The organism is Ruegeria atlantica (assembly GCF_001458195.1).
Lineage (GTDB): Bacteria > Pseudomonadota > Alphaproteobacteria > Rhodobacterales > Rhodobacteraceae > Ruegeria > Ruegeria atlantica.
In genome coordinates this window covers 122260-145260 of the sequence record NZ_CYPU01000006.1, presented here as the reverse complement: position 1 = coordinate 145260, position 23001 = coordinate 122260, and the positions used below count along the sequence as shown (strand labels likewise).

Here is a 23001-nt window from a genome sequence, read left to right as displayed (position 1 = left end):
GCTGGCGCAAGCAATATGGCGGAATGGGTGTAGACCAATTGAAGGAACTTAGGCGGCTTCAGAAGGAAAATGAGCGGCTCAGGCGTGCGGTATCAGACCTGACGCTCGACAACATAGCAATCATGTCTGGAGCTATGACTTCGTGCATTGTCGCACCGATGATGGGAAACCTTTCCGGACGTTGAACATCATCGACGAGTTCAGCCGGGAGTGCTTGGCAATCAGGGTAAAGCGAAAACTAAACTCGGCGGATGTGATCGATGCTCTGACGGATTTGTTCATTCTGCGCGGCACACCGTCCTACATCCGTTCAGATAACGGTCCTGAGTTCGTTGCTCTGGCGGTTCGCGACTGGATTGCAGCTGTCGGAGCCAAAACGGCATACATCGAACCAGGCTCGCCTTGGGAGAACGGATTTTGTGAAAGCTTCAACGGTCGCATGAGGGACGAGCTGTTGAACGGGGAAATCTTCTACTCGCTCAGAGAAGCGCAGATCATCATCGAAGAATGGAGGAAGCACTACAACACCAAACGACCACACAGTGCACTGGGTTATCGCCCTCCGGCACCAGAAACCATCATCCCGATGGAACACAGGCCGATCATGCACTAACAATCACGTTGGACCCGTCAGATAGGGCTGCTCACTCTGAACTCCGAGGGGGGATCAAGTTCGACGACATGCGTAAGTGAGTGGCAACCCACCGCGGCGCTCTTCAGCATTTAAGTTCTTCCGAAGTGGTCATACGGAAGACTAAAACACGTTAAATCTTTTTTTGACCGACTGATCAAGAAAAAATAAACAGCCGAAAATCTAACCTTACGTAATGGTAAAGCTAGGCGAAATCTTTCGCTCTGCCGGCCACCGCCTTACCCGGCTGCAAGCCAGGATTTTGCGTTTTCGAAATCCTCAGAAGGGAAGAACTGCGTGCGGGCACCCAGAACGTGACTGGCGACACGCTGCGCCATATGTTGCCACGCTTTGTCCCCCACTATGGCGGCGCGATCCAGCATTCCCACATGCCCTCGGGCCAGGCGGAAATGCGCGGCTAGTGCGGTCAGCCCCTGCCAGCCGTCAAACTCGCGCAGGTCGATCAACAGACGGAACCCGTTCTTTGAGCTTAGCAAGGTATCCAGATCACGCTCTGCCTGCTGGTACTCTTCGGGATCCAATTTGCCCATCAGGCTGATCTGCACGCAGGGTCCACCCAGATCGGTCACATGAATGGCCCCCAGCGACTCGCGCATCCAACGGCGCGCGGCCTCAAGTTCCGAAAGTTCGAACACCTGAACGGGGCATGGCAGAATCGGCGCGGCCAGACGGATGCTGGTCTGGACCCAGCCCTGATCAGCCGCCACTGCGATACGGTCAAACCCGCGCCAGTGGCTGAGACCCAGCTTGGTATCGGACCACGCGGCCCCAAGATCATAGCCTTTGAACTCTGGCTGCACGATCGCCAACAGACGCACCGCATCATGAGCCTCTAACGCCGCTTCGATCGCGGGGACCAATGTCTCGCTGTAATCTTTGCTTGTCACTTCGCCGGACAGCTCGACCTCAATCAGGGCCCCTTCAGAATGCGTATGAACCGTAATCATCGAAAACCTCCAAACCTGAATAATGGCAAAAGGTTACGGGGATTCGATCCACTCGGCTACTCCCCCCGCGCATTCCGGACGAAAATAGGCGATCATCCGTCCATCCGGCCCGGCGGTCGCCCCCTCGGCCCAAGGCGCGACGCCGTGCAGGCAGTGGCGATGCAGCAGATAGGCCTCACCCGGTTTTGCAGGTAGTTCGATACGGGGGCAGGTTTCAAACACCTCACGACGGGCGGTCTGATAGACATCGGTGATGTCGATCTGGTGCAGGTTGTCCTTGGGCTGGCCTTCCATGGCACGCTGAAAGGCTGCCCCCAGAATCTTGTGGCTGCCTTCCCACAGAACCATCGGCGCGGCATCCGCGCTTGCTTCCGTTAACGGAACACCAAGGATCCATGCGTGTGGCTCATCCACCCGTCGTCGGCGATCCGACCCCATGGGACGCAAACCGTCCACATGCGCAGCGTCACGGTTCCGCCGGTATCTGCTGGCGGCTTCGTTTTCGCCACGACGCGGGCGGGGATAACCGGGGTAGACGACCGAGACCTGCCCCTTGTGCAGTGGCAACCGCCCGTAATGTTCGGCGATAAATCCCATCGCCTGACCTGACAAAAGGTCTGATTGCCCCACCCTGCCCTCCGGATCGTTATCCAGCGCATTCACGCCGATGAACCACGTGCCTTCGCAATCCAGCCATTCCGCATAGGCCGGATCTGTGACCGAGGCGCGGGATTGCGGCAAAGCGTGTTCAACCCATTGGGCAAGTGTCGGATCGTGTGGAAACCTGACCCAGCCCTTGTCCCAAAAATCGGTCATAGCCCCAACGCCTTGCGAAGCATGTTCAAGGCGACCAGCGTCAGAAACACCGCGAACACGCGCTTCAATTGTTTGGTGTCCATCGCATGCGCCAGTTTCACACCCCACGGCGCGGTGATCATCGTCATGGTCACGACAATTGCAAACGCTATCAAATTTACAGCGCCAACTGTAAACGGCGGGCGGTGTTCAGGCGCAATGTCCAAGAACAGAAAGCCCAGAACTGAAGGCACGGCGATGACCACGCCAAACCCGGCCGCCGTTGCAACCGCTCTGTGGATGGGCGTATTGAACAGGCTCATCAGCGGCACGCCAAAGCTGCCGCCGCCAATGCCCATCAGAACTGAAAGGAACCCGACCGAAGGCGACAAAACGGCCCGCTTCACGCCTTTTGGCATCACATCACCAAGCCGCCATTCCGATTTGCCCAAGCCCAGGTAAGCGCCGATAACCATACCCAACACTCCGAACAAGGCTTGCAAGGCTTCGGTTCGTAGCGCCGAGGCGACCAGCACGCCGACAATGGCCCCCACTGCAATTCCTGGCCCCCAGCCGCGCAAAATATCCCAATCCACCGCGCCTTTTTTGTTATGCGCCAAGACGGATCGCAGTGAGGTGATGATGATGGTTGCCAACGAGGTCGCAAGACACAACTGCATCAATTGCGGGCCGCCGTACCCAAGTGTTTGGAATACATAGAAAAACGCGGGCACTAGAACGATGCCGCCGCCGACACCCAGCAATCCGGCCAAGACACCAGCCAGCGCCCCGATTACAAGCAAAAGGCCCAGCATCTGGGCCAGCAACATCGTCTCGGGCATCATACCCCCAAACCGGCCATTTGGCCGTATTCCGTTCCCGTCAAACCTCTGCCAAAGGCGCGATACTGTCCAGAGCTTGCAGCATCACTTCGGGGCCCGCCCCATCGTGAACCGCACCCTCGGACAGAGCCCGCCTCCACGCACGCGCACCGGGGCGACCGGCGAAAAGACCCAGCATGTGACGCGTGATCTGGTGCAGACGCCCTCCACCGGCAAGGTGATTTTCGACATAGGGCACCATTTTGTGAACGACATCAATCGGATCAGCCACCTGCCCGCTGCCGAAGATCATGGCATCCGCCTGGGCCAGAATATCCGTGGGTTGGTGATAGGCCGCGCGGCCAATCATGACACCGTCCAGCCCGGCGTCCAGTTGCGTCTTTACTTGTTCCAGGGACGTGATTCCGCCATTGATCGAGACGTGCAGGTCCGGGAACGCATTTTTCATCCGATGCACAAGGTCGTAGTCCAAAGGCGGGATATCCCTGTTTTCCTTTGGGCTAAGCCCTTTCAGCCATGCTTTGCGCGCGTGGATTGTTACGCGTCGGCATCCGGCCGCATGAATGGCCTGCAGGAATTCAGGCAGGACCTGTTCCGGATCCTGATCATCGACCCCAATACGGCATTTGACCGTAACGTCGACATCAACAGCGTCGCGCATCGCGGCAACGCAATCAGCAACACGGGCGGGATCTTTCATCAGGACGGCCCCGAAAGTGCCCGATTGCACCCGATCCGAAGGACAGCCGCAATTTAGGTTGATCTCATCATACCCCGCTTGCGCGCCCAGCCGGGCCGCCTGCGACAGCTCCTCTGCATCAGAACCGCCCAATTGCAGCGCGACGGGGTGTTCCTGCGAACTGAAGTCCAACAAATGCAATGCGCCACCTCGCACCAAAGCTGGGGCGGTTACCATTTCCGTGTATAGAAGTGTCTGCTGGCTGAGCAGACGGTGCACAAATCGGCAATGCCGGTCTGTCCAATCCATCATGGGCGCAACCGACAGCCTCGCAGCCTTGGTGACAAGGCCTGTTGAAGCCGACTGGCGCTGCAAAACAGGGTTTGACGATGCGGTCATGGATGGGTCTCGGTGTACACTGAATAGGTGGCTTACTGCACCGGACGGCGTTTCGCAACCAAGGGCATACTGTGGTCAAGACGCGTACCGATAAGACGCTCCACCAACAAAGAAAGGGCAGGTCTTTCGACCTGCCCTGCGCGATAGCACCGATTGGGAGGAGTGGGTGCGCCTCGCGGCGTTTGCTTACTTGGCAGCAGTTGCTTTCTTGGCAGCTGCGGTCACGTCGTTGGTGGCTTTTTTGACGGCCGCGGTTGTGTCTTCGGCGACGTCTTTGCCAGCTGCCATCAGCAGCTCAACGGTTTCGGACTGAACTTTTTTCGCGATCTCTGCGAAGGCCGCCATGTTTTCAGCTGCAACTTCAGCCGATGCGCTGGCGAAGTCGGTGGCCGCTTTGGCGTAGTCTGCAGGCTCTGCCTTGGCTTTAGACATCTCGGTCAGCTTGGCCAGGGTGTCCTTGGTCCATTTGTTCGAGATCTCAGCCGACTTTTCAGCCGCTTCCAGCGCAACACCCGACAGCTTTTCGTTCAGCGTCGCGGTCGATTTGAAAGCACCTTCCAGAGCGGTGGTGTCAACAGGGAACGCGCCCATAACGTCTTTCAGGGTCGCGGTGAAGTCTTGCGTCTTTGCCATGTCTAAAATCCTTTTGCCGAACCGAGCCCACCCCGGTTTTCATCAGCTTGAGGACAATATGGATGCCGCAATGCAGCATTGCAAGATTTTTCTTGCTGCGCTGCGGCATAATTCTGCAAGGCGCATTGAAATCAAGTACTTGCCTTGACCCGCACATAGGTTCCCGGCGCCGGGGCCAGGCCGGGACACGCCGAATCTCCGGACGTGCGCCAACAAAGTTCAGAACAGATCGGCTTCAAATCTCAATCTGCCGCTCCAAAAGACGCGCAGGATTTTACAGGTCGCAAAGTAACTTGGACCAAACCGCTCCGTTCAGTCGATCATAGGCAGTAGTTTGTCGAGGCTTGCCTTTGCGTCTCCGTAGAACATGCGGGTGTTTTCTTTGAAGAACAGCGGGTTTTCGATGCCCGAGTACCCGGTGCCCTGGCCGCGTTTGGACACGAAGACCTGCTTGGCCTTCCAGCATTCCAGAACCGGCATGCCGGCGATGGGGCTATTGGGGTCTTCCTGCGCCGCAGGGTTAACGATGTCGTTTGAGCCGATGACGATGGCCACATCCGTTTCGGGGAAGTCGTCGTTGATCTCGTCCATCTCAAGCACGATGTCGTATGGCACCTTCGCCTCGGCCAGCAGCACGTTCATGTGGCCCGGCAGACGACCCGCGACCGGGTGGATCGCAAAGCGCACGTTCTTGCCCTGCGCCCGCAGCTTGCGGACCAGTTCGGACACCGATTGCTGTGCCTGCGCCACCGCCATGCCGTAGCCGGGGATGATCACCACGCTGTCAGCATCGTTCAGGGCCGCAGCCACGCCGTCGGCCTCGATGGCGATCTGCTCGCCCTCAACCGCCATCTGTTCACCCTGTGGGCCACCAAACCCGTTGCAAGCCTGGACATCGCACATCAGTTCACTGTGCTGGGCGTCGCACGAAACTTCGCCACACAAGGCGGCGGCGTTGTTGTGGTTATGCACGACCTGAACCTGACGGCGCTGTTTGCCGATTATGTGTATGTCATGTCGGAAGGATCTGTTTGGGGCTCAGGCACACCAACTGCGATCCTGAACGACCAGACGATGCTGCAGGTCTATGGTATTGACCTGCCTATCAGCACCCTGCCCAATGCTCAGGTTCCGTTCATCCTGCCGCAGGCCATGCGACAAACCTTAACGGCATAAAGGGCCCACTTGGGGCGAGTAGTATTTCCGCCTGCCCTAATCACGCAGCGAAACTAGACCCCGTAACGGCTCAGTATCATCTCGACGCTGCTGTCTATAGTCGCGGTCATTTCGACTTCGGTCAGAACGTTGCCAGAGAAAACCATCGGCCAGAAAGCTCTGGACTTGATCAGGCCGATGAATTCTTGTCCCGCCTGTTCGGGGTTTTCGATCCGCAACTGCCCGTCTTCGGCTGCATCCCTCAGCATCTCGATAAAGATCGCTGTTTTGTCCAGTTTGCCTTGCGCAGCGGCAGCAAGATCAGGGTTGCGCAGAGTTTCGCTGATCACCATCCGTGCCATCGCCATCACTTCGGGCAGCATCAGAATGCGCCCCTCGGCCCAGGCCAGATCAGTTAGCTGCTTACGAATGTCGCGCCCTTTTTCATAGCGGATGTCCCGAACGGCCGCGAACCGGTTGGATAGTTCCAACACGATGGATCTAAACAGGTTTTCCTTGCTTTCAAAGTACTTGTACAGCGTGCGCTTGGACACCTCGGCCTGCGCTGAAATACGGTCCATGCTCGCGGCGGCGAACCCCTTTTCTTGGAATTCCGCTACGGCCGCTTCGATGATCTGGGCATGTTTGGACGCATTCGGCGCTGTGCATTCGTTCATATTTTAAAGCTATAGACCCATTGACAGATCAAGGTCAAACACTACGTAAACTCACCAGTTTACACACGCGGGTTTCTGGCCTAGTGTAAACCCGCCAGTTTACCGACTCAGGTAACCAGCCCAACACGGAGAGCCCCCTCATGGCATTGACTTTGAAACTGAACGGCGAGACCCACACGGTCGACGCCGAACCCGGCACGCCCCTGCTCTGGGTGATCCGGGATGAACTTAAGCTGACTGGAACAAAATTCGGCTGCGGCGTCGCATCCTGTGGCGCGTGCACCGTGCATCTGAACGGCGAGCCTGTGCGCTCGTGCCAGACTTACATCGAAGATGTCGAAGATGCTGAGATCACCACAATCGAGGAGGTTGGAGACGACAAAATCGGTGCGGCCATTCAACAAGCTTGGATCGAACTGGACGTGGTCCAGTGCGGCTATTGCCAGTCGGGTCAGGTGATGTCGGCGGTTGGACTATTGTCCGAAAACCCAAAACCCAGCGTCGAAGAGATTGACGATTACATGCATGGCAACGCCTGCCGTTGCGCCACCTATCAACGCATTCGCGCCGGCATCCAGCGCGCATCTGAAATTTTGGAGGCCTGATCCATGACCATCAACACCTCCCGCCGTGGATTTCTGAAAGGTGCCGCTGCTGCCGGTGCCGTCCTGCTGGTGGGCGCACGCCCTGATGGGGCGCTGGCGGCTGCTTCGTCAGAGACCGCTCAATTCAACCCGTTCGTGAAGATCGATGCAGATGGCACTGTAACAGCCATCGTAAAACACTTTGAAAAGGGCCAAGGTCCAGCAACCGGTCTGCCGACGCTGATCGCAGAGGAAATCGGCCTGACCATGGACCAGATCGAATACGAATTCGCCCCGTCCAACCCGCAGGTCTATAACAACCTGTTGTTCGGCCCCTTCCAAGGCACCGGCGGCTCGACTGCAATGGCGAACTCGTGGATGCAATACCGTCAGGCAGGTGCGGCGGCGCGTGAGATGCTGATCAATGCCGCCGCGCAAATCTGGGGCGTGGACGCATCCGGCATCACCATTGAGGAAGGTATCGTCAAGGCAGGCGACAATTCGGCCCCAATCGCTGAATTCGTGGCCGCGGCCTCTCAACTGGAGGCCCCGGCCGAGCCTCGCCTGAAAGACCCGTCAGAGTTCCGCCTGATCGGAAACGAAACGGTGCGCCGCAAGGATTCGGCCATCAAGGGCAACGGTCAGGCAATGTACGCGATGGACGTCCATCTGCCGAACCAGATGGTCGCCATGATCAAGCGCCCTGAATCGAAGGGCGGTATCGCCAACAGTTTTGACGACAGCGCGTCAAAAGAGGTGAAAGGCTATATCAGCGCTGCAGTTCTTCCAAATCAGGCAGGCGTCGCGGTTTATGCCGAAAATACCTGGGCCGCCATTCAGGCGCGCGACGCGCTTGAGGTAGACTGGGACATGTCCGGATCTGAGACCCGCGACTCGGACCAGATCAAGGCCGAAATCATGGCCGCTCTGGACGCCGAAGCCACGTATAACGTGAACAAGGCGGATGTCGCAGCGGTGTCGGCGGCCATTGATGGCGCGGACACGGTCGTTGAAAAGACCTTCTATTTCCCGCTTTTGGCACATGCCCCGATGGAACCGTTGAACTGCACCATCGAGCAAACTGCCGAAGGTGACATTGTCCTGCACGATGGTGCCCAGATGCCGACCGGCCCGCATATGGCCTATCAGCAGATCTTCCAACTGCCTACAGAAAAGATTCACATCAAAACAATGCTGGCCGGCGGATCCTTTGGACGGCGGGCGACGCCAGATGCGGATTATCAGGTTGAGGCTGCGCTGGCCTTTGTGGTCACCGACCGCTCGCGCCCGGTCAAACTGGTGTGGACCCGCGAAGATGATATCCGCAGCGGTTACTACCGCCCCGCCTTCGGCCACAGGGTTCGCGTTGGCCTGGACGCCGATGGCAAAATCGTCGGCTGGCAGCATCAGGTCGCCGGTCAGTCGGTCATCAAGGGCACACCGTTTGAGGCCGTCGCGGTACATGACGGCGTCGACCACAGCTCTGTCGAGGGCATTGCCGACAGCCCGTATGACATCCCCGGAATGGCCTTGGGTTTAACCGACACCCCCAAGGCAACAACGGTTCTTTGGTGGCGCTCGGTGGGGCACACGCACACCGGTTATGTCATGGAGACGATGATGGATACCGTTGCCGAGGCCGCAGGTCGTGACCCGGTAGAATTCCGTCTGTCCCATCTGTCGGATACCAACAACGCGGATCAGCAACGCAAGGCAGAAGTTCTGAAACTGGCTGTTGAGAAGGCCGGTTGGGGCAATGCTCCTGCGGGTCGCGCACAAGGTATCGCGGTGCATAAATCCTTTGGGTCTTATGCCGCACAGGTTGTTGAGGTGTCCGGTGATCCGGAAAACGGCATCAAGATCGAGAAGGTCACATGCGCCGTGGATTGCGGGATTGCCGTGAACCCCGACGTGGTGCGCGCGCAGATGGAAGGCGGTATCGGATATGGTATCGGCCACGTCATGCGTGATCAGATCACGCTGACCCAAGGCGCCGTGGATCAGTACAACTTCCCTGATTATGAACCGCTGCGCATCGGCGATGTTGCCGAGATTGACGTTCATATCGTGCCTTCCGCCGAAGCCCCCACTGGTGTTGGAGAACCCGGCACGCCGCCTTCGGCCCCCGCGCTGGCCAATGCGATCCAGGCGCTTTCTGGCGTGAAAGTCACCACTCTGCCGATGGTGGAAAACGGCGTTAGCTTCGTCTGACGACCAACCCCGCGCCTGTCCCACTGGACGAGCGTGGGGTTTTTCTCAGCCAAAGAAAATTTGATCAAATTTCGTGACAACGGTTCGCGCCTCTATTACACCTCGGGTAGCCAGAGTAATGGAGTCAGTGATGGATCTGAGCGCCCTGCACAGTTTTCGCGTTGCCGCATGTGACCTGAATGGTCAGATGCGAGGCAAGCGTGTGCCGCCCTCTTACGCCGACAAGCTGGACAAAGGCACGCTGCGCATGCCGTTTTCAGCGTTGAATGTCGACCTGTGGGGCGCGGATATCGACGGCAGCCCGCTGGTATTCGAATCCGGTGACGCAGATGGTGTCTTGCTTCCGACCGAGCGCGGCCCAGTGCCAGTGCCTTGGCTGGAAACGGAAACCGCCCTGGTCCCCATGTGCCTGTATGACGACGAAGGCACCCCGTTTGCTGGCGACCCCAGGCATGCACTTGCCTCTGTCCTTGATCGCTATGCACAGCGTGGCTGGTCGGTCATTGCGGCGACAGAGCTGGAGTTCACCTTGCTAGACGCCTCAGGTGCGCATCCGCAGCCGCCGGTCAATCCTGTGACCCGGCGACGGCTGGAGGATGAAGCAGTCCTGTCGATGGCAGAAATGGATGCCTTCGATGCGTTCTTCACCGACCTTTATGACGGGTGCGTTGCGATGGGAGTTCCCGCGCAAACCGCCATCTCGGAAAGCGGTATTGGCCAGTTCGAAATCAACCTGAATCACCAAAACGCCATGCGCTGTGCCGATGATACATGGCTTTTTAAGGCCTTGGCGCGTGGCCTTGCCCGTAAACACGGGTTCACCGCAACTTTCATGGCGAAACCCTACGCCGATGACGCTGGCAACGGGATGCATGTCCATTTCTCGGTTGTGGATCAACAGGGCCGCAACGTGTTTGACAACGGTGGACCCGAAGGCACCGATTTTCTTCGCTGGGCGGTGGCGGGATGCCTAACGGCGATGCCCGGATGTACGCTTGTCTTTGCACCACACGGGAATTCATACACGCGTCTGGTCCCGGGCGCGCACGCCCCAACCGGTGCGTGTTGGGCCTATGAGAACCGCACTGCGGCTGTGCGCATTCCCGGTGGCGCGCCGGTCGCACGGCGGATCGAACACCGCGTCGCCGGTGGGGACATCAACCCCTATCTGATGTTGGCCGCTGTTCTGGGGGGCGCCATGAACGGCATCGAAGATCAATCGGAACCGCCTGCCCCGATTTCGGGAAATGCCTATGAGGTCGGCGGGCTGCCGCAATTGGCTGCCGACTGGACCCAAGCCATTGCAGCATTCGAAACAGACCCCAATGTCGCGCGCATCTTTCCGGCCGACCTGATCCGCTATTTCGCCATGACCAAGCGACAGGAAATCAGGCGGTTCGCCGAACGCCCATCCGAAAACCATTGGCTGAGTTATGTCGAAGCCGTATGAGCCCTCTTGCCCGCCCGCATCCGCTGGGCTAGAATAAATTTGATCAAATTTGGTGACCCATGAAAATCGGCATCCTACTGACCGGCCATCCACCTGATGAACTGCAGGACAAATTCAGCGAATATGACGCGATGTTTGCCGCGCTGCTGGACGGCAATGGCTTTACCTACGAAACCTTCGCCGTTGTAGACGGCCAATTCCCCAAGGACGCGTTTCAGGCTGATGGCTGGATCATCACCGGCTCGCGCCATGGCGCGTACGAGGATCATGCGTGGATACCACCGCTCGAAGATCTAATCCGCGCCGTTCAACACAGCGGTCGTCCGCTGATCGGTGTGTGCTTTGGCCACCAGATCATCGCGCAGGCGCTTGGCGGCAAAGTAGAAAAGTTTACCGGTGGCTGGGCCGTGGGGCGCACCGAATATGACTTGGATGGCCAATCCGTCACCCTGAATGCCTGGCATCAGGATCAGGTTGTTGAATTGCCCGAAGGCGCGCGTGTGATCGGCGCCAACGACTTTTGCCGTAATGCGATGGTAAGTTATGGCGACAACATCTGGACCGTGCAGGCCCACCCGGAATACGGCGATGCCTTTATTCAGGGCTTGATGGAAACGCGCGGCAAGGGTGTGGTTCCCGACCCGTTGATGGAAGCTGCCGCTAACCGGCTGCCCGGCCCCGACGACAACGCGACCATCGGACGGCACATGGCAGAATTTCTGAAGAAAGAGAGGGCCTGATGGCCAACTGGACAGACCAGCTGCCAGAAGCAGCAACAACCTATATCTCCGGCCACCGGCTGGATGAGGTCGAATGCATCATCTCGGACCTGCCGGGCATTGCGCGCGGCAAGGCCGTACCTGCCAGCAAGTTCGCGCGGCAGACTTATTTCCACCTGCCCGACAGCATCTTTTATCAAACCATCACCGGCGATTGGGGCGAAGCAGCGGGTGAGGACGGGTTTATCGAACGGGATATGATCCTGAAACCTGATTTCTCTACCGTATCTGCCGCGCCGTGGACGGGTGACTGGACATTGCAGGTTATTCACGACGCCTACGACCGGGATGGTGAGCCGATCCCCTTCAGCCCGCGTAACGTGTTGAAGCGTGTTGTGCAGCTGTATCACGACAAAGGCTGGGACCCCATCGTCGCGCCCGAGATGGAGTTCTTTCTGGTCGCCCCCAATGTCGACCCGGCGCATGGAATCAAACCCATGATGGGCCGTTCGGGCCGCCCCGCGGCCGCGCGGCAGGCCTATTCGATGACCGCGGTGGACGAGTTCGGACCTGTAATCGACGACATCTATGATTTCGCCGAGCATCAAGGGTTCGAGATCGACGGCATCACGCAGGAAGGGGGCGCGGGTCAGCTAGAGATTAACCTGCGCCATGGCGACCCCGTCAAACTGGCCGACGAAGTGTTCTACTTCAAACGTCTGATCCGCGAGGCCGCGCTGCGCCACAACTGCTTTGCCACGTTCATGGCAAAACCGATCGAAGATGAGCCGGGCTCGGCGATGCACATCCACCACTCGATTATCGACATGGAAACAGGCCAGAACATCTTTTCCGGCCCACAGGGCGGTGAAACGGACGCGTTCTACAATTTCATCGCCGGGCTGCAAAACCACCTGCCAGCTGGTCTGGCCGTGATGGCCCCATACGTGAACTCCTACCGCCGTTATGTGAAAGACCACGCCGCACCGATCAATCTGGAATGGGCGCGTGACAATCGCACAACGGGCATTCGCGTGCCCCTGTCCGGTCCCGAGGCACGCCGCGTGGAAAACCGGATCGCAGGGATGGATTGCAACCCTTATCTGGGCATCGCTCTGTCCCTGGCCTGTGGTTATCTGGGCCTGACCCGGCAAGAACGCCCGCGCCGTCAATTCTATGGTGATGCCTATGAGGGCGAAGGTGACATCCCGCAAGTGATGGGCAACGCATTGGACCTGTTTGATGAGGCCACTGCCTTGCACGAAGTTCTGGGCCCTGAGTTCGCCCGCGTCTATGGCATCGTAAAACGGGCCGAGTACGAGGAGTTCCTGCAGGTCATCTCTCCGTGGGAGCGCGAACATCTGCTGATGAATGTCTGAGGCACCCGATGAATCTGCTTTACTCCAACGACCGCAAGGCCGAGTACCCGGCCAGCTGGTACGCTGCGACGGCCAGTCCGGTGGATCGATTCCCCTCGCTGTCCGGCGATGTGAAGGCTGATGTTTGCATCGTGGGCGGCGGGTATACCGGCCTGTCCGCCGCGTTGCATTTGGCCGAAGCAGGGTTCGACGTCGTATTGCTCGAGGCGCACCGCGTTGGCTTTGGGGCATCAGGCCGCAATGGCGGTCAGCTGGGCAGTGCGCAGCGTATGGATCAGGAAGACCTCGAGCGACTGGTCGGCGATGATGACGCCGCCAAGCTGTGGGACCTGGCCGAAGACGCAAAAGATCTGGTCAAATCCCTGATTGCGAAACACCAGATCGACTGTGATCTGAAACCCGGCGTGGCCGTTCTGGGCCTCAGCCAAGGTGAGCAGCAAGAGCTTCATGATCACGCGGTTCATCTGTCCGACCGCTATGGTTATGACCAGATGGAGGTTCTGGACGAAGGCGCAGGTCAGGCATTGTGCCCTTCGCCCTCTTATCGGGGCGGCTATCTGGATATGGGCGCGGCGCATCTGCACCCGCTGAATTTTGCGTTGGGGCTGGCTCAGGCAGCGGACAAAGCCGGCGTACGCATCTGTGAAAGCACCGAGGTTCTGGGCGTCGAAGAAGCCACACCAGCCGTTGTGAAATCCGCACACGGCAAGGTGACGGCAGACCACGTTATTCTGGCCTGCAACGGATATCTCGGCGATCTGAACCGCAAGGTGGCCACCAAGGTCATGCCCATCAACAACTTCATCGCCGCAACCGAGCCTTTGGGCGTGGATGCAGCCCGCGTCCTGACAAAAGACGTCGCCGTGGCCGACACCAAGTTCGTGGTGAATTACTTCCGCCTCAGCGCCGATGGTCGCCTGCTGTTTGGCGGCGGCGAAAGCTACGGTTACCGTTTTCCCAGCGACATCGCCGCGACCGTTCGCAAACCCATGACCGAGATCTTTCCGCACTTACAAGATGTAAAGATCGACTACGCTTGGGGCGGCACTCTGGCCATCACAATGCGTCGGATGCCATACTTGGCGCGGATCGCGCCCAATATCCTGTCCGCGTCGGGTTATTCCGGGCACGGGGTCGGCACGGCCACGCATGCGGGTCAACTGATGGCGCTGGCCATCCAGGGGCAAGCCGAAGGGTTTAACACAATGGCCCGCGTCCCAGCCCTGCCTTTCCCCGGAGGCCCCGCCCTGCGTAGCCCGCTGCTGGTGCTTGCGATGACATGGTTCGCGCTGCGGGACCGGTTGAGCTTCTAACACTTGAGAACTTTTTCAGATCGGTGAAATTTCGCCTTAGGGGCGAATGAAGGCTTGGATTGCATTTTGTTTAGCTTTATCTTCCCCAAAGATAGAATTTGGGAAAATCAAATATGACGCTTCCACCAAACGTTCATGCCGCCGAACCAATCCCCCCAGCAGCAAAAGAATCCATCGACGCCCTGATGCAGTCAGGCGATCTGTTTCGCTATACCGCGCCGCAGGACGCACCGGTTGCCTTGCTTGAGGCCGAATTTGCCAAGCTGCTGGGCAGTAAATTTGCCCTGGCGGTATCCTCCTGCTCGGCCGCTCTGTTCCTGTCCCTCAAAGCGCTCGGCCTGCCGCGGGATGCGCGGGTATTGATCCCAGGCTTCACTTTCGCCGCCGTTCCGTCTTCGGTCGTGCACGCAGACTGCATTCCGGTCCTGTGCGAAGTCGGTGAAAACTATCGCATCGACATGGTCGATTTCGAGGCCAAGCTGGACGGCGTTCAGGCCGTGATCATCAGCCATATGCGCGGCCACACCTCGGACATGGATGCCATCATGGCGCTGTGTGACGCGCGCGACATCCCTGTGATCGAGGACGCGGCGCACTCGCTAGGCACAACCTGGCACGGGCGCAATATCGGCACGATCGGCAAGATCGGCTGTTTCTCGTTCCAGTCCTACAAGATGATTAACGCAGGCGAAGGCGGTATTCTGATCACCGACGACGCCGATCTGGTGGCGCAAGCCGTGATTATGTCGGGCGCGTATGAACATAACTGGAAGAAGCACAAGGGACCGCAAGGCGACAACTCGCCCGAGTTGGAGCAGGCGTTTGCCCGCTGGCAGAACCAATTGCCGCTCTATAACTTGCGGATGAGCAATCTGAGCGCTGCGGTGATCCGGCCACAAATCCCGGAACTTGCGCGTCGTGTGCGTGACGGCCTGTCCAACCACGACTATGTTGCAGACCGGTTGAATACATCGCCCCATATCGACGTCCCTGCCCCTCTGGAGCCCGAACGCCGGGCACCGGATTCCATACAGTTCAACCTGGTGGACATGGACGACAACGATATCCGCGCCTTCGCTGCGGCGACTGAGGCGCGTGGCGTCAAAGTTCAGGTCTTTGGTCTGAGCCAGGACAACGCCCGCGCATTCTGGAACTGGCAATTCCTGCCGGAAAAGTTCGAGCTACCGCAAACCCGCGCAATGCTTATGAAGGCCTGCGATGTCCGGTTGCCTGTGCGCCTGACGCGCGAAGAGCTGGATGTGATTTCGGATATCCTGCTGGCGTCTGTGGGCGAGGTTACAGGCCCGGTTCCGGTGTACGGAACCTGACGAAAACTAGGCTCCAAGGTCAAACAGATCGACCGGCAAAAACAGCGCTGTGATCCCCTTGGGGGTTGCGGCCACGCGGGATAGGATTCCGACAACCTGCAATCCAGTGTCCATCTCGACCAACAAAGGCGCACCAGAATCCCCCATCATGACTGGACATGTCGCCAGCAAAACCCCGCTTGAATGGCGGCGCGGCTGGCAGGTCTTTGTTTTGCTCAGCACATGGGGCCGGATACCGGGATACCCCGCAACAAACGTGCTAGTGGCGCTATCATCCCCCAGCGGCAGATAGCCGACTTGCTGCCCAATCGGTGCACTGAGTTCCAGAACCGCCCAATCCAAGTTTGCTCTGTCATCAAACCGGCCTTCAACGCCCTGTTCAGGATGAACCCGATACGCTTTCACTCCTGAAACCGCAGCGGCTTCTCCGCGCTGATAACCGGCGGCAAAACGGATGCTTGAGGGTGGAATCCACCGCTGACGCGGTGTGTTGTAAAGGCAATGCGCCGCAGTCAGGACAAGATTGTCCGAAACAAGAACCCCGGTGCAATGGGACTTCTGATCCCGACTGGCAAAATTAACACGTCCAATCGCGCGCCACGGTGGCTGATCGGCCGCAAGAATTTCGCGTGCACGAATCGCATCACATCCGGCTGCGGCCCGTGTCCCCAATGTACAAATTTGGGACCACTGGTCTGAGAAAATGCCCTGCGACAACGCGGGTTGCATCCAAAGTATCGTGATACTCAGGATCAACCAGCGCATCTTTGGCCGCGTCAGTTAAGCTTGGACAGCTTTTGCTGCAGTTCCGCCAACTGTTTTTTGATGTCGTCCAAATCTTCCTTGGGCTCGGATTTGGCGTCATCGTCTTTGTCCGGGCCGGACCATCCGCCGGACAGACCACCAGTCATAGCTTTCAGGAATGCTTGCTGCTGGGCCTGCATTGCATCAAACCCCGGCATCTGAGACATCGGATTCATCGCACTCATGTTTTCCATCATCTTGCTCTGGTTTTCCCGCAGCATCTCGAATGAGCTTTGCAGGAATTGTGGCATCACACCGCCACCCGGCAACATGTAGCTGCGCACCAGATCGTTCAGCACATTGACCGGCAGCACGTTTTCGCCGCGGCTTTCGTGTTCAGCAATAATTTGCAGCAGATATTGCCGCGTCAGATCATCACCAGATTTAAGGTCAATGATCTGCACTTCGCGCCCGTCCCGAATAAATGACGCGATATCTTCAAGCGTGACGTAGTCGCTGGTCTCGGTGTTATACAGCCGACGGCTGGCATAACGTTTGATCAACAGTGGTTTTTCTTGTTCCGACACCGTTTACCCTCCCCAAGGATGATGCATTGCAGCAGAGATTATGCGAGCGCAGCACAAAAAGAAAGGGCAGGTCTTTCGACCTGCCCTGCGCGATAGCACCGATTGGGAGGAGTGGGTGCGCCTCGCGGCGATTGCTTACTTGGCAGCAGTTGCTTTCTTGGCAGCTGCGGTCACGTCGTTGGTGGCTTTTTTGACGGCCGCGGTTGTGTCTTCGGCTACGTCTTTGCCGGCTGCCATCAGCAGCTCAACGGTTTCGGACTGCACTTTTTTCGCGATCTCTGCGAAGGCTGCCATGTTTTCAGCTGCAACTTCAGCCGATGCGCTGGCGAAGTCTGTGGCCGCTTTGGCGTAGTCTGCAGGCTCTGCCTTGGCTTTCGACATCTCGGTCAGCTTGGCCAGGGTGTCCTTAGTCCATTTGCTCGAGATCTCAGCCGACTTTTCAGCCGCTTCCAGTGCAACACCCGACAGCTTTTCGTTCAGCGTCGCGGTCGACTTGAAAGCACCTTCCAGAGCGGTGGTGTCAACAGGGAACGCGCCCATAACGTCTTTCAGGGTCGCGGTGAAGTCTTGCGTCTTTGCCATTGTCCTAAGTCCTTTTGCCGAACCGAGCCCACCCCGGTTTTCATCAGCTTGAGGACAATATGGATGCCGCAATGCAGCATTGCAAGATTTTTCTTGCTGCGCTGCGGCATAATTCTGCAAGGCGCATTGAAATCAAATACTTGCCTTGACCCGCACATAGGTCCCAGGCGCCGGGGCCAGGGCAGGATGGGCCGAATCGCCGGTCGCACGCGCGGGCACCTGTTTTCCTGACCGCTTCTTCAGCCAGGCCTCCCACCGGGGCCACCAGGAGCCTTCGTGATACGTGGCCTCTTTCAACCAGGTCTCCTGATCTGCCTTCAGGTCGGTGTTTGTGTAGTGACCGTATTTCTTTTTGCTGGGCGGGTTCACGATACCCGCAATATGCCCCGACTCCGAGACGATGAAGGTCTTCGACCGCGACCCCATCTGCTGCACCCCGCGATAACACGCCTTCCACGCCGCGATGTGATCGGTCTCGCAGGTGATCGCCATCAAGGGCACGTCCACGTCGCGCACATGCAGCTTATGCCCCAGCAGCTCGAACCCGTCGGTGACAAAGTCATTGCGCTGGCACAGGCCGCGCAAGTACTGCACCGCCATGCGGCCCGGCAGATTGGCCCCGTCCCCGTTCCAGAACAGCAGATCAAACGCGGGCGGTGTTTCACCCATCATATAACTGCGGATCGCAGGCCCATAGATCAGGTCCTTGGAGCGCAGAAATGACATCGTGCGCCCTATGATCCACGCTTTCAGAACCCCGTCCTCCGAGATCTGATCCTCAATCCCATCCACAAAGTCGTTCTGCAGGAAGGGCGTGAACTCTCCCTGATCGCCAAAGTCGGTCAGGGCCGTGAAGAACGTGGCCGATTTGATCGACTTGTCGCCGCGCTGCTTGAGCAGCGACAGCGTCAGGCTCAGCGTGGTGCCCGCGATGCAATAGCCGACCGCGTTGACCTGCTTGACCTTGCAAATCGCCTTGACCTCCTTGATCGCGGTCAGGAATCCGTCCTGGATATAATCCTCCATGCCGATATCGGCATGGGATTCATCGGCGTTCACCCAGCTGACCACGAACAGGGTATATCCCTGATCAGTCACCCATTTGATCAGGCTGTTCTGCGCCTTGAGGTCCAGAATGTAGAACTTGTTGATCCAGGGCGGGAACAGCACCAGCGGCGTTTCGTGCACCGTCTCGGTCGCAGGCTTGTACTGGATCAGCTCCATCAACCGGTTGCGATAGACCACATCGCCGGGCGTCGTCGCGATATTGCCGCCGACCTCAAAGGCGCTGTCATCGGCCAGCTTCACAACCATCTCACCGTCATTGGCCTCGAGATCGGCTACCAGGTTTTCCAGACCCTGGATCAGTGACTGGCCTTCCGTCTCGACCGCTTTTTCCAGCGCATCGGGATTTGTCGCCAGAAAGTTCGTCGGCGACATCATGTCGATGATCTGCTGCGAGAAGAACGCCAGCCGCTGCTTGTCCTGCACATCCAGATCCTCGACCGAAGCCACCGCCTGCGCGATGGCATCGGCATTTGTCTGATACTGCTGACGGATGAATTTGAAATACGGATTGGTATCCCACAAGGGGTTGGAAAACCGCTTGTCCCGAGGACCCGATGCGGCCTCTTCTGCCTCGCTGCCCACCAGCGCCTGCTGCGCCTCGGCAAAGTTCATAACAGACTGGCCCCAGAACTCGATCTGCTGCTCCATAAGCCGAGCTGGATTTTGCATCGCTTCAGCCCAATACGCCGATGCTGCCTTTGCATAAAGCTCTTGATTCGGACCGTCCAAAGCAGGGTTATGACCCTTCTTTCCCGACATCGCATCAACAAGCCGCTTCGAAAGCTCCTCCACCTTGTCCATATTTTCTTTAAGCCTCTCAAGGTGTTCCGGGGATAGCTCCGGTGTCTGGTGTTCACTTGTTGTCATTTTAACAATTCCCCCTTAACCTCGCTGCTGTGCAGAATAATCGTCGTGGGCTTGGGGAGCAAAGCGACGAATGGTCCGACACTCACACCGGCAGCCAGGAGGCCCCCTATATGCGCTACATGATGACCTACGACCTTATGGAAACCATGCGCAACACGAACCAATGGATGGGGGCAACGGCCAGTGCTATGGCGTCTTACCCACTGTTTTCCATGATACCCAATCCTGCGTTCAGCATGATGGCTGCATGGGGCGAGGTGACCGAACGCACGTTTCAGCGCATGATCGCAAAGCCGGACTGGGGTATTCGAACGTTCACGTGTGAGGATGGCAAAGACCACCTTGTTGATATTGTTCCCGTAATGGAGCGCCCATTTGGCGACCTGATCCATATTCGCGTCAATGGACGCGAAGAACAACCCCGCAAGGTGCTGCTGGTGGCGCCAATGTCTGGCCACTACGCGACTTTGTTGCGTTCCACGGTCAAAAGTCTGCTGGTCAATTGTGAGGTTTACGTAACCGATTGGCATAATGCGCGTGATATCCCTGTTTCCGAAGGCAAGTTCGATGTCGAGGACTACACGCTGTATCTTGTCGATTTTATGAAAGAGCTGGGCCCGGACACTCATGTTGTTGCCGTTTGCCAGCCCGCCCCTCTGACGCTTGCCGCAACCGCTTATCTGGCCGAGGTGGAGCCCAAGGCCCAGCCCAACACATTGACCCTGATCGGTGGTCCGGTTGACCCTGATGCAACCCCGACCGACGTGACCGATTTCGGCCGTCGTGTGACCATGGGACAGCTGGAAGAAACAATGATCCAGCGCGTCGGCTTCAAATACAAAGGCGTCGGCCGCATGGTATACCCAGGCTTGCTGCAATTGGCGTCCTTCATGTCGATGAACGGGGATCGCCACTCCAAAGCGTTCACCGATCAGATCCAGCGCGTGATGCGAGGCGAAGCGTCCGATCACGATGCGCATAACCGCTTTTACGATGAATACCTGGCGGTCATGGACATGCCCGCCGAGTTTTACCTTTCCACGGTCGAGCGCGTGTTCAAAGACCGCGAGATCGCCCGCAATGAGTTCGTTGTCGCAGGTCACAAGGTCGATATCGGCAAAATCACCGATGTTGCGGTCAAAACGGTTGAAGGCGCAAATGATGATATCTCGGCGCCCGGCCAGTGTATTGCCGCGCTTGAACTCTGCACCGGTTTGCCGGATGCAAAAAAGGCAAGCCACGTCGAACCCGGCGCGGGTCACTATGGCATTTTTGCAGGCCGCAGCTGGCGGGATAACATCCGACCGCTTGTGATTGACTTCATGAATGCAAATACGCGCAAACCAAAGCGTCGCGCCGCAAACAAAAACAAAGTGGCTTAAAAATCATGAGCAGGAAAGTGGCGAAAGACACCCCATTTTCCTGCTCTTGCGGTTCCCTACATGGACGGATCAGCGCCGCAGGCGTGAAACGCGGCACACATGTCGTGTGCTACTGTCACGATTGCCGCGCGGCTCAGTTGTATTTTGGGCAACCCGATCCTGCCCCCGGTCCTGTTGAAATCCTGCAGATGCTTCCGGAAGAGATCCTTTTCGACGGCGGTGTCGAGCATCTCGCGCTGATGCAACTGAGCCCCAAAGGGATGATGCGCTGGTATGCCAGTTGCTGCAATGCGCCACTGGCGACCACACCAACAACGCCGAAGTTCCCATTCGCAGGTTTTATCGTCAAACGTATCCCCGACCCAAGTGGGTTGGGGCCGATCACCACGCGCGGGTTTATTCCCACAGGCCACGGCAAACAGACCCATGAAAAGATTGGGTCGGCCGTATACGGGCTGGTGACCCGCGTCGCGAAATCGCGGATGTCAGGCAGTTGGAAGAACACACCCTTTTTCGACCCAGGCACTTTCGACCCGGTTGCCGAGCCTGTGATCCTCAGCAAATCCGAACGCGCAGCCCTTTACCCGTAGGTGGTTCGCGCAGGCATATTTAACCAGTTCTCAAGCGCTTCATTGACGACCTGAGGCGCTTCGAGCGTTGGCAAATGCCCCGCATCCTCAACCACATTGAGTTCCGAATTTGGGATCAGATCTGCCATAAAGGCGTGCTTTCTTACTGGTGTCAGCAGGTCATGCGCCCCACACAAGACCAGCGTGGGAACCTTGATCATTCGCAGCGCACCTTGCTGATCCGGACGCCGCTGCAAAGCGCGCATCTGGCGTTCGAACACATCTGCCCCCTGATCCAATGCCATGGCAGTCACGTCACTCAGAATGGGAACGCGCCTTGGCCCAGGGGCCAACGTATCTGACCCAAGGATCTTTCGCATAACCTCTTCAAGCCGCCCGGCCTTGGCACCAACCATATACTCTTCTCGTGTCGCCGCGATCTGCGGCGTGTCGGACTGCGCATCGGTGGCCATAAGGCACAGGCGCGAAATCCGATCGGGTGCGCGACGAATAAGTTCAAGAGCCACCACACCACCCATACTAAACCCCGAAAGCGCAAAGCGGTGTGGCAGTTGATCCAAAAGGCCCGAGGCGATCTCTTCAATCCGCTCGCCCAGCGAAACCGGCGCAACCGTGACCGCACGCTGACGGGAAAAGTGCGCGATCTGAGGGGCGAATACCCTAGAATCGCACATCAATCCGGGCAATAGAACCAGCGGCTCGATCAATCGCGGCCTCCTTCGTCTCAGCTTCTTGAGTGGCTTTGTTTTTTAACAGGATGAGAGGTTTTTTCGGCCTGAACAAGTTAAACTTCACGGATAGGCAATACCGCGAAACGTGGGAAAATCCGCATAGCGCTTTTGACGAGTCTTCAGGTCTTCGCCCGGATTTTCGCCCGCACGCAACAGGCTCCCGCGCGGGGCGATGTAGCTGTCGATACGCCTTAGGGGAATTGGCCGCCACACCAGATTGAAAGCACAGAGTTTTGGGAAAAACCAAATCTCGGAATATTCCAGATGATCGTGCATCCACCACGCCAGATCGCGCCAATCCCGGCCTTCCGTGTAACGATCCGCGAACCACGGAATGACAATCGACGCCCCGGCAATCCGATCATCGCCGGTGCCCCAATCCCAGATATGGCACTCCAGTGGATTATCGTTTCGGGCGCAGTTCAGCCGGTTTTCATTGCCATATTGATTCAACGACGGCGATCGGTAACCGGACCGGACTGCTACGCGTCCGAACGTCTCTTCTAACGGGTCAAGCAACGTCTGGCAAAAGGCGCCGCCTGTTTCGATGGCAAGATCTGGATTGTCGGGAAGATTTTGTTTTTCATGGAAATTTCCGATCTCAGAATAAAGAAAATCCCGCATGAAAAAGTGCTTGGACAAGCGTACGCGGCCAAGGTTTTCAAGGCTCCACATGCTACCCGGCTT

At 57.8% G+C, this 23001-nt stretch carries 23 protein-coding genes and 2 pseudogenes; 12 read left to right on the top strand and 13 right to left on the bottom strand.

Annotated features, from left to right (window positions below; genetic code table 11):
* The first annotated feature begins 23 nt into the window (after positions 1-23).
* Together RUA4292_RS25570 and RUA4292_RS00990 are read left to right on the top strand one after the other, a co-directional pair.
* Positions 24-185, top strand: a complete 162-nt coding sequence (locus tag RUA4292_RS25570; RefSeq protein WP_370737401.1) for a hypothetical protein — start codon at positions 24-26, stop codon at positions 183-185.
* Positions 110-613, top strand: a pseudogene (locus RUA4292_RS00990) (IS3 family transposase); the annotation flags it as partial. The gene RUA4292_RS25570 and the pseudogene RUA4292_RS00990, both read left to right, overlap by 76 nt.
* Positions 614-870: 257 nt before the next feature.
* On the opposite strand, the gene RUA4292_RS00985 reads toward RUA4292_RS00990, so the two are convergent.
* The 6 genes and pseudogenes from RUA4292_RS00985 to RUA4292_RS00960 all read right to left on the bottom strand — a co-directional run.
* Positions 871-1599: a SpoIIAA family protein gene (locus tag RUA4292_RS00985; protein ID WP_058275903.1), complete on the bottom strand. Its 729-nt coding sequence runs from the start codon at positions 1597-1599 to the stop codon at positions 871-873.
* A 33-nt stretch (positions 1600-1632) separates the two neighbouring features.
* Entirely contained in the window at positions 1633-2415 is a 783-nt protein-coding gene (locus RUA4292_RS00980; RefSeq protein WP_058275902.1) for a hypothetical protein, read from the bottom strand.
* On the bottom strand, positions 2412-3236 hold the full coding sequence (locus RUA4292_RS00975; RefSeq protein ID WP_058275919.1) for a sulfite exporter TauE/SafE family protein: 825 nt from the start codon (positions 3234-3236) through the stop codon (positions 2412-2414). Before RUA4292_RS00975 ends, RUA4292_RS00980 begins: the two co-directional genes overlap by 4 nt.
* A 40-nt stretch (positions 3237-3276) precedes the next feature.
* Positions 3277-4314, bottom strand: a complete 1038-nt coding sequence (gene dusA, locus RUA4292_RS00970) for a tRNA dihydrouridine(20/20a) synthase DusA (RefSeq protein WP_058275901.1) — start codon at positions 4312-4314, stop codon at positions 3277-3279.
* Positions 4315-4500: 186 nt separating this feature from the next.
* Positions 4501-4947, bottom strand: a complete 447-nt coding sequence (locus RUA4292_RS00965; RefSeq protein ID WP_058274073.1) for a phasin family protein — start codon at positions 4945-4947, stop codon at positions 4501-4503.
* 312 nt (positions 4948-5259) lie between these two features.
* Positions 5260-5829: pseudogene (locus RUA4292_RS00960) on the bottom strand (NAD(P)(+) transhydrogenase (Re/Si-specific) subunit beta); the annotation flags it as partial.
* A gap of 30 nt (positions 5830-5859) precedes the next feature.
* Between RUA4292_RS00960 and RUA4292_RS00955 the strand changes: the two are divergent.
* Entirely contained in the window at positions 5860-6123 is a 264-nt protein-coding gene (locus RUA4292_RS00955) for an ATP-binding cassette domain-containing protein (RefSeq protein ID WP_058275900.1), read from the top strand.
* A 53-nt stretch (positions 6124-6176) separates the two neighbouring features.
* Here the strand turns inward: RUA4292_RS00955 and RUA4292_RS00950 are convergent, their stop codons facing one another.
* Positions 6177-6779, bottom strand: coding sequence for a TetR/AcrR family transcriptional regulator (locus RUA4292_RS00950; protein WP_058274090.1), 603 nt, complete (start codon positions 6777-6779; stop codon positions 6177-6179).
* A 140-nt stretch (positions 6780-6919) separates the two neighbouring features.
* Here RUA4292_RS00950 and RUA4292_RS00945 point away from each other — a divergent pair, with 140 nt between their 5' ends.
* The 7 genes from RUA4292_RS00945 (at position 6920) to RUA4292_RS00915 (ending at position 15763) form a co-directional block, all read left to right on the top strand.
* Complete coding sequence (locus tag RUA4292_RS00945) at positions 6920-7384, top strand: (2Fe-2S)-binding protein (protein WP_058275899.1); 465 nt, start codon at positions 6920-6922, stop codon at positions 7382-7384.
* A 3-nt stretch (positions 7385-7387) separates the two neighbouring features.
* On the top strand, positions 7388-9574 hold the full coding sequence (locus RUA4292_RS00940; RefSeq protein WP_058275898.1) for a xanthine dehydrogenase family protein molybdopterin-binding subunit: 2187 nt from the start codon (positions 7388-7390) through the stop codon (positions 9572-9574).
* 130 nt (positions 9575-9704) lie between these two features.
* Entirely contained in the window at positions 9705-11024 is a 1320-nt protein-coding gene (locus RUA4292_RS00935; RefSeq protein ID WP_058275918.1) for a glutamine synthetase family protein, read from the top strand.
* A gap of 59 nt (positions 11025-11083) precedes the next feature.
* Positions 11084-11764 (top strand): type 1 glutamine amidotransferase, encoded by a 681-nt coding sequence (locus tag RUA4292_RS00930; RefSeq protein ID WP_058275897.1) that lies wholly within the window; start codon positions 11084-11086, stop codon positions 11762-11764.
* Positions 11764-13122: a glutamine synthetase family protein gene (locus tag RUA4292_RS00925; protein ID WP_058275896.1), complete on the top strand. Its 1359-nt coding sequence runs from the start codon at positions 11764-11766 to the stop codon at positions 13120-13122. The genes RUA4292_RS00930 and RUA4292_RS00925 overlap by 1 nt, the downstream gene beginning before the upstream one ends.
* Before the next feature lie 8 nt (positions 13123-13130).
* Positions 13131-14435, top strand: coding sequence for an NAD(P)/FAD-dependent oxidoreductase (locus tag RUA4292_RS00920; protein ID WP_058275895.1), 1305 nt, complete (start codon positions 13131-13133; stop codon positions 14433-14435).
* Positions 14436-14548: 113 nt separating this feature from the next.
* A complete protein-coding gene (locus RUA4292_RS00915) occupies positions 14549-15763 on the top strand; it encodes a DegT/DnrJ/EryC1/StrS family aminotransferase (RefSeq protein ID WP_058275894.1) in 1215 nt (404 codons plus the stop codon).
* A gap of 6 nt (positions 15764-15769) precedes the next feature.
* Here the strand turns inward: RUA4292_RS00915 and RUA4292_RS00910 are convergent, their stop codons facing one another.
* From RUA4292_RS00910 to RUA4292_RS00895, 4 genes are all read right to left on the bottom strand, one after another.
* A complete protein-coding gene (locus tag RUA4292_RS00910) occupies positions 15770-16528 on the bottom strand; it encodes a trypsin-like serine peptidase (protein ID WP_058275893.1) in 759 nt (252 codons plus the stop codon).
* Positions 16529-16539: 11 nt separating this feature from the next.
* Positions 16540-17094: a polyhydroxyalkanoate synthesis repressor PhaR gene (gene phaR / locus RUA4292_RS00905; protein WP_058274099.1), complete on the bottom strand. Its 555-nt coding sequence runs from the start codon at positions 17092-17094 to the stop codon at positions 16540-16542.
* 135 nt (positions 17095-17229) lie between these two features.
* Positions 17230-17676 (bottom strand): phasin family protein, encoded by a 447-nt coding sequence (locus RUA4292_RS00900; protein ID WP_058275892.1) that lies wholly within the window; start codon positions 17674-17676, stop codon positions 17230-17232.
* A 132-nt stretch (positions 17677-17808) separates the two neighbouring features.
* The gene (locus RUA4292_RS00895) at positions 17809-19611 is read right to left on the bottom strand and encodes a PHA/PHB synthase family protein (RefSeq protein ID WP_058275891.1); all 1803 of its coding nucleotides are present in this window, start codon (positions 19609-19611) and stop codon (positions 17809-17811) included.
* Positions 19612-19721: 110 nt separating this feature from the next.
* Between RUA4292_RS00895 and phaZ the strand changes: the two genes are divergently transcribed.
* The gene (gene phaZ, locus RUA4292_RS00890; protein WP_058274101.1) at positions 19722-20993 is read left to right on the top strand and encodes a polyhydroxyalkanoate depolymerase; all 1272 of its coding nucleotides are present in this window, start codon (positions 19722-19724) and stop codon (positions 20991-20993) included.
* 5 nt (positions 20994-20998) lie between these two features.
* A complete protein-coding gene (locus RUA4292_RS00885) occupies positions 20999-21583 on the top strand; it encodes a DUF6151 family protein (protein WP_058275890.1) in 585 nt (194 codons plus the stop codon).
* Here the strand turns inward: RUA4292_RS00885 and RUA4292_RS00880 are convergent.
* Together RUA4292_RS00880 and RUA4292_RS00875 are read right to left on the bottom strand one after the other, a co-directional pair.
* Positions 21574-22290 carry an alpha/beta fold hydrolase gene (locus RUA4292_RS00880; protein WP_058275889.1) on the bottom strand — a complete coding sequence of 239 codons (717 nt, stop codon included), beginning with the start codon at positions 22288-22290 and terminating at the stop codon, positions 21574-21576. The two genes, RUA4292_RS00885 and RUA4292_RS00880, sit on opposite strands and share 10 nt — an antisense overlap.
* An 84-nt stretch (positions 22291-22374) precedes the next feature.
* Positions 22375-22989, bottom strand: coding sequence for a hypothetical protein (locus RUA4292_RS00875; RefSeq protein ID WP_058275917.1), 615 nt, complete (start codon positions 22987-22989; stop codon positions 22375-22377).
* Between the last annotated feature and the right edge of the window lie 12 nt (positions 22990-23001).

What these genes read in the sequence shown, in the direction of transcription:
- RUA4292_RS00920 (WP_058275895.1), top strand. Translation starts at nt 13,131, where the DNA reads ATGAATCTGCTTTACTCCAACGACCGCAAGGCCGAGTACCCGGCCAGC.
- RUA4292_RS00950 (WP_058274090.1), bottom strand. Translation starts at nt 6,779, where the DNA reads ATGAACGAATGCACAGCGCCGAATGCGTCCAAACATGCCCAGATCATC.
- RUA4292_RS00940 (WP_058275898.1), top strand. Translation starts at nt 7,388, where the DNA reads ATGACCATCAACACCTCCCGCCGTGGATTTCTGAAAGGTGCCGCTGCT.
- RUA4292_RS00885 (WP_058275890.1), top strand. Translation starts at nt 20,999, where the DNA reads ATGAGCAGGAAAGTGGCGAAAGACACCCCATTTTCCTGCTCTTGCGGT.
- RUA4292_RS00985 (WP_058275903.1), bottom strand. Translation starts at nt 1,599, where the DNA reads ATGATTACGGTTCATACGCATTCTGAAGGGGCCCTGATTGAGGTCGAG.
- RUA4292_RS00875 (WP_058275917.1), bottom strand. Translation starts at nt 22,989, where the DNA reads ATGTGGAGCCTTGAAAACCTTGGCCGCGTACGCTTGTCCAAGCACTTT.
- phaZ (WP_058274101.1), top strand. Translation starts at nt 19,722, where the DNA reads ATGCGCTACATGATGACCTACGACCTTATGGAAACCATGCGCAACACG.
- RUA4292_RS00965 (WP_058274073.1), bottom strand. Translation starts at nt 4,947, where the DNA reads ATGGCAAAGACGCAAGACTTCACCGCGACCCTGAAAGACGTTATGGGC.
- RUA4292_RS00925 (WP_058275896.1), top strand. Translation starts at nt 11,764, where the DNA reads ATGGCCAACTGGACAGACCAGCTGCCAGAAGCAGCAACAACCTATATC.
- RUA4292_RS00895 (WP_058275891.1), bottom strand. Translation starts at nt 19,611, where the DNA reads ATGACAACAAGTGAACACCAGACACCGGAGCTATCCCCGGAACACCTT.
- RUA4292_RS00915 (WP_058275894.1), top strand. Translation starts at nt 14,549, where the DNA reads ATGACGCTTCCACCAAACGTTCATGCCGCCGAACCAATCCCCCCAGCA.
- RUA4292_RS00930 (WP_058275897.1), top strand. Translation starts at nt 11,084, where the DNA reads ATGAAAATCGGCATCCTACTGACCGGCCATCCACCTGATGAACTGCAG.
- RUA4292_RS00945 (WP_058275899.1), top strand. Translation starts at nt 6,920, where the DNA reads ATGGCATTGACTTTGAAACTGAACGGCGAGACCCACACGGTCGACGCC.
- dusA (WP_058275901.1), bottom strand. Translation starts at nt 4,314, where the DNA reads ATGACCGCATCGTCAAACCCTGTTTTGCAGCGCCAGTCGGCTTCAACA.
- RUA4292_RS00975 (WP_058275919.1), bottom strand. Translation starts at nt 3,236, where the DNA reads ATGCCCGAGACGATGTTGCTGGCCCAGATGCTGGGCCTTTTGCTTGTA.
- RUA4292_RS00910 (WP_058275893.1), bottom strand. Translation starts at nt 16,528, where the DNA reads ATGCGCTGGTTGATCCTGAGTATCACGATACTTTGGATGCAACCCGCG.
- RUA4292_RS00980 (WP_058275902.1), bottom strand. Translation starts at nt 2,415, where the DNA reads ATGACCGATTTTTGGGACAAGGGCTGGGTCAGGTTTCCACACGATCCG.
- RUA4292_RS00900 (WP_058275892.1), bottom strand. Translation starts at nt 17,676, where the DNA reads ATGGCAAAGACGCAAGACTTCACCGCGACCCTGAAAGACGTTATGGGC.
- RUA4292_RS25570 (WP_370737401.1), top strand. Translation starts at nt 24, where the DNA reads ATGGGTGTAGACCAATTGAAGGAACTTAGGCGGCTTCAGAAGGAAAAT.
- RUA4292_RS00935 (WP_058275918.1), top strand. Translation starts at nt 9,705, where the DNA reads ATGGATCTGAGCGCCCTGCACAGTTTTCGCGTTGCCGCATGTGACCTG.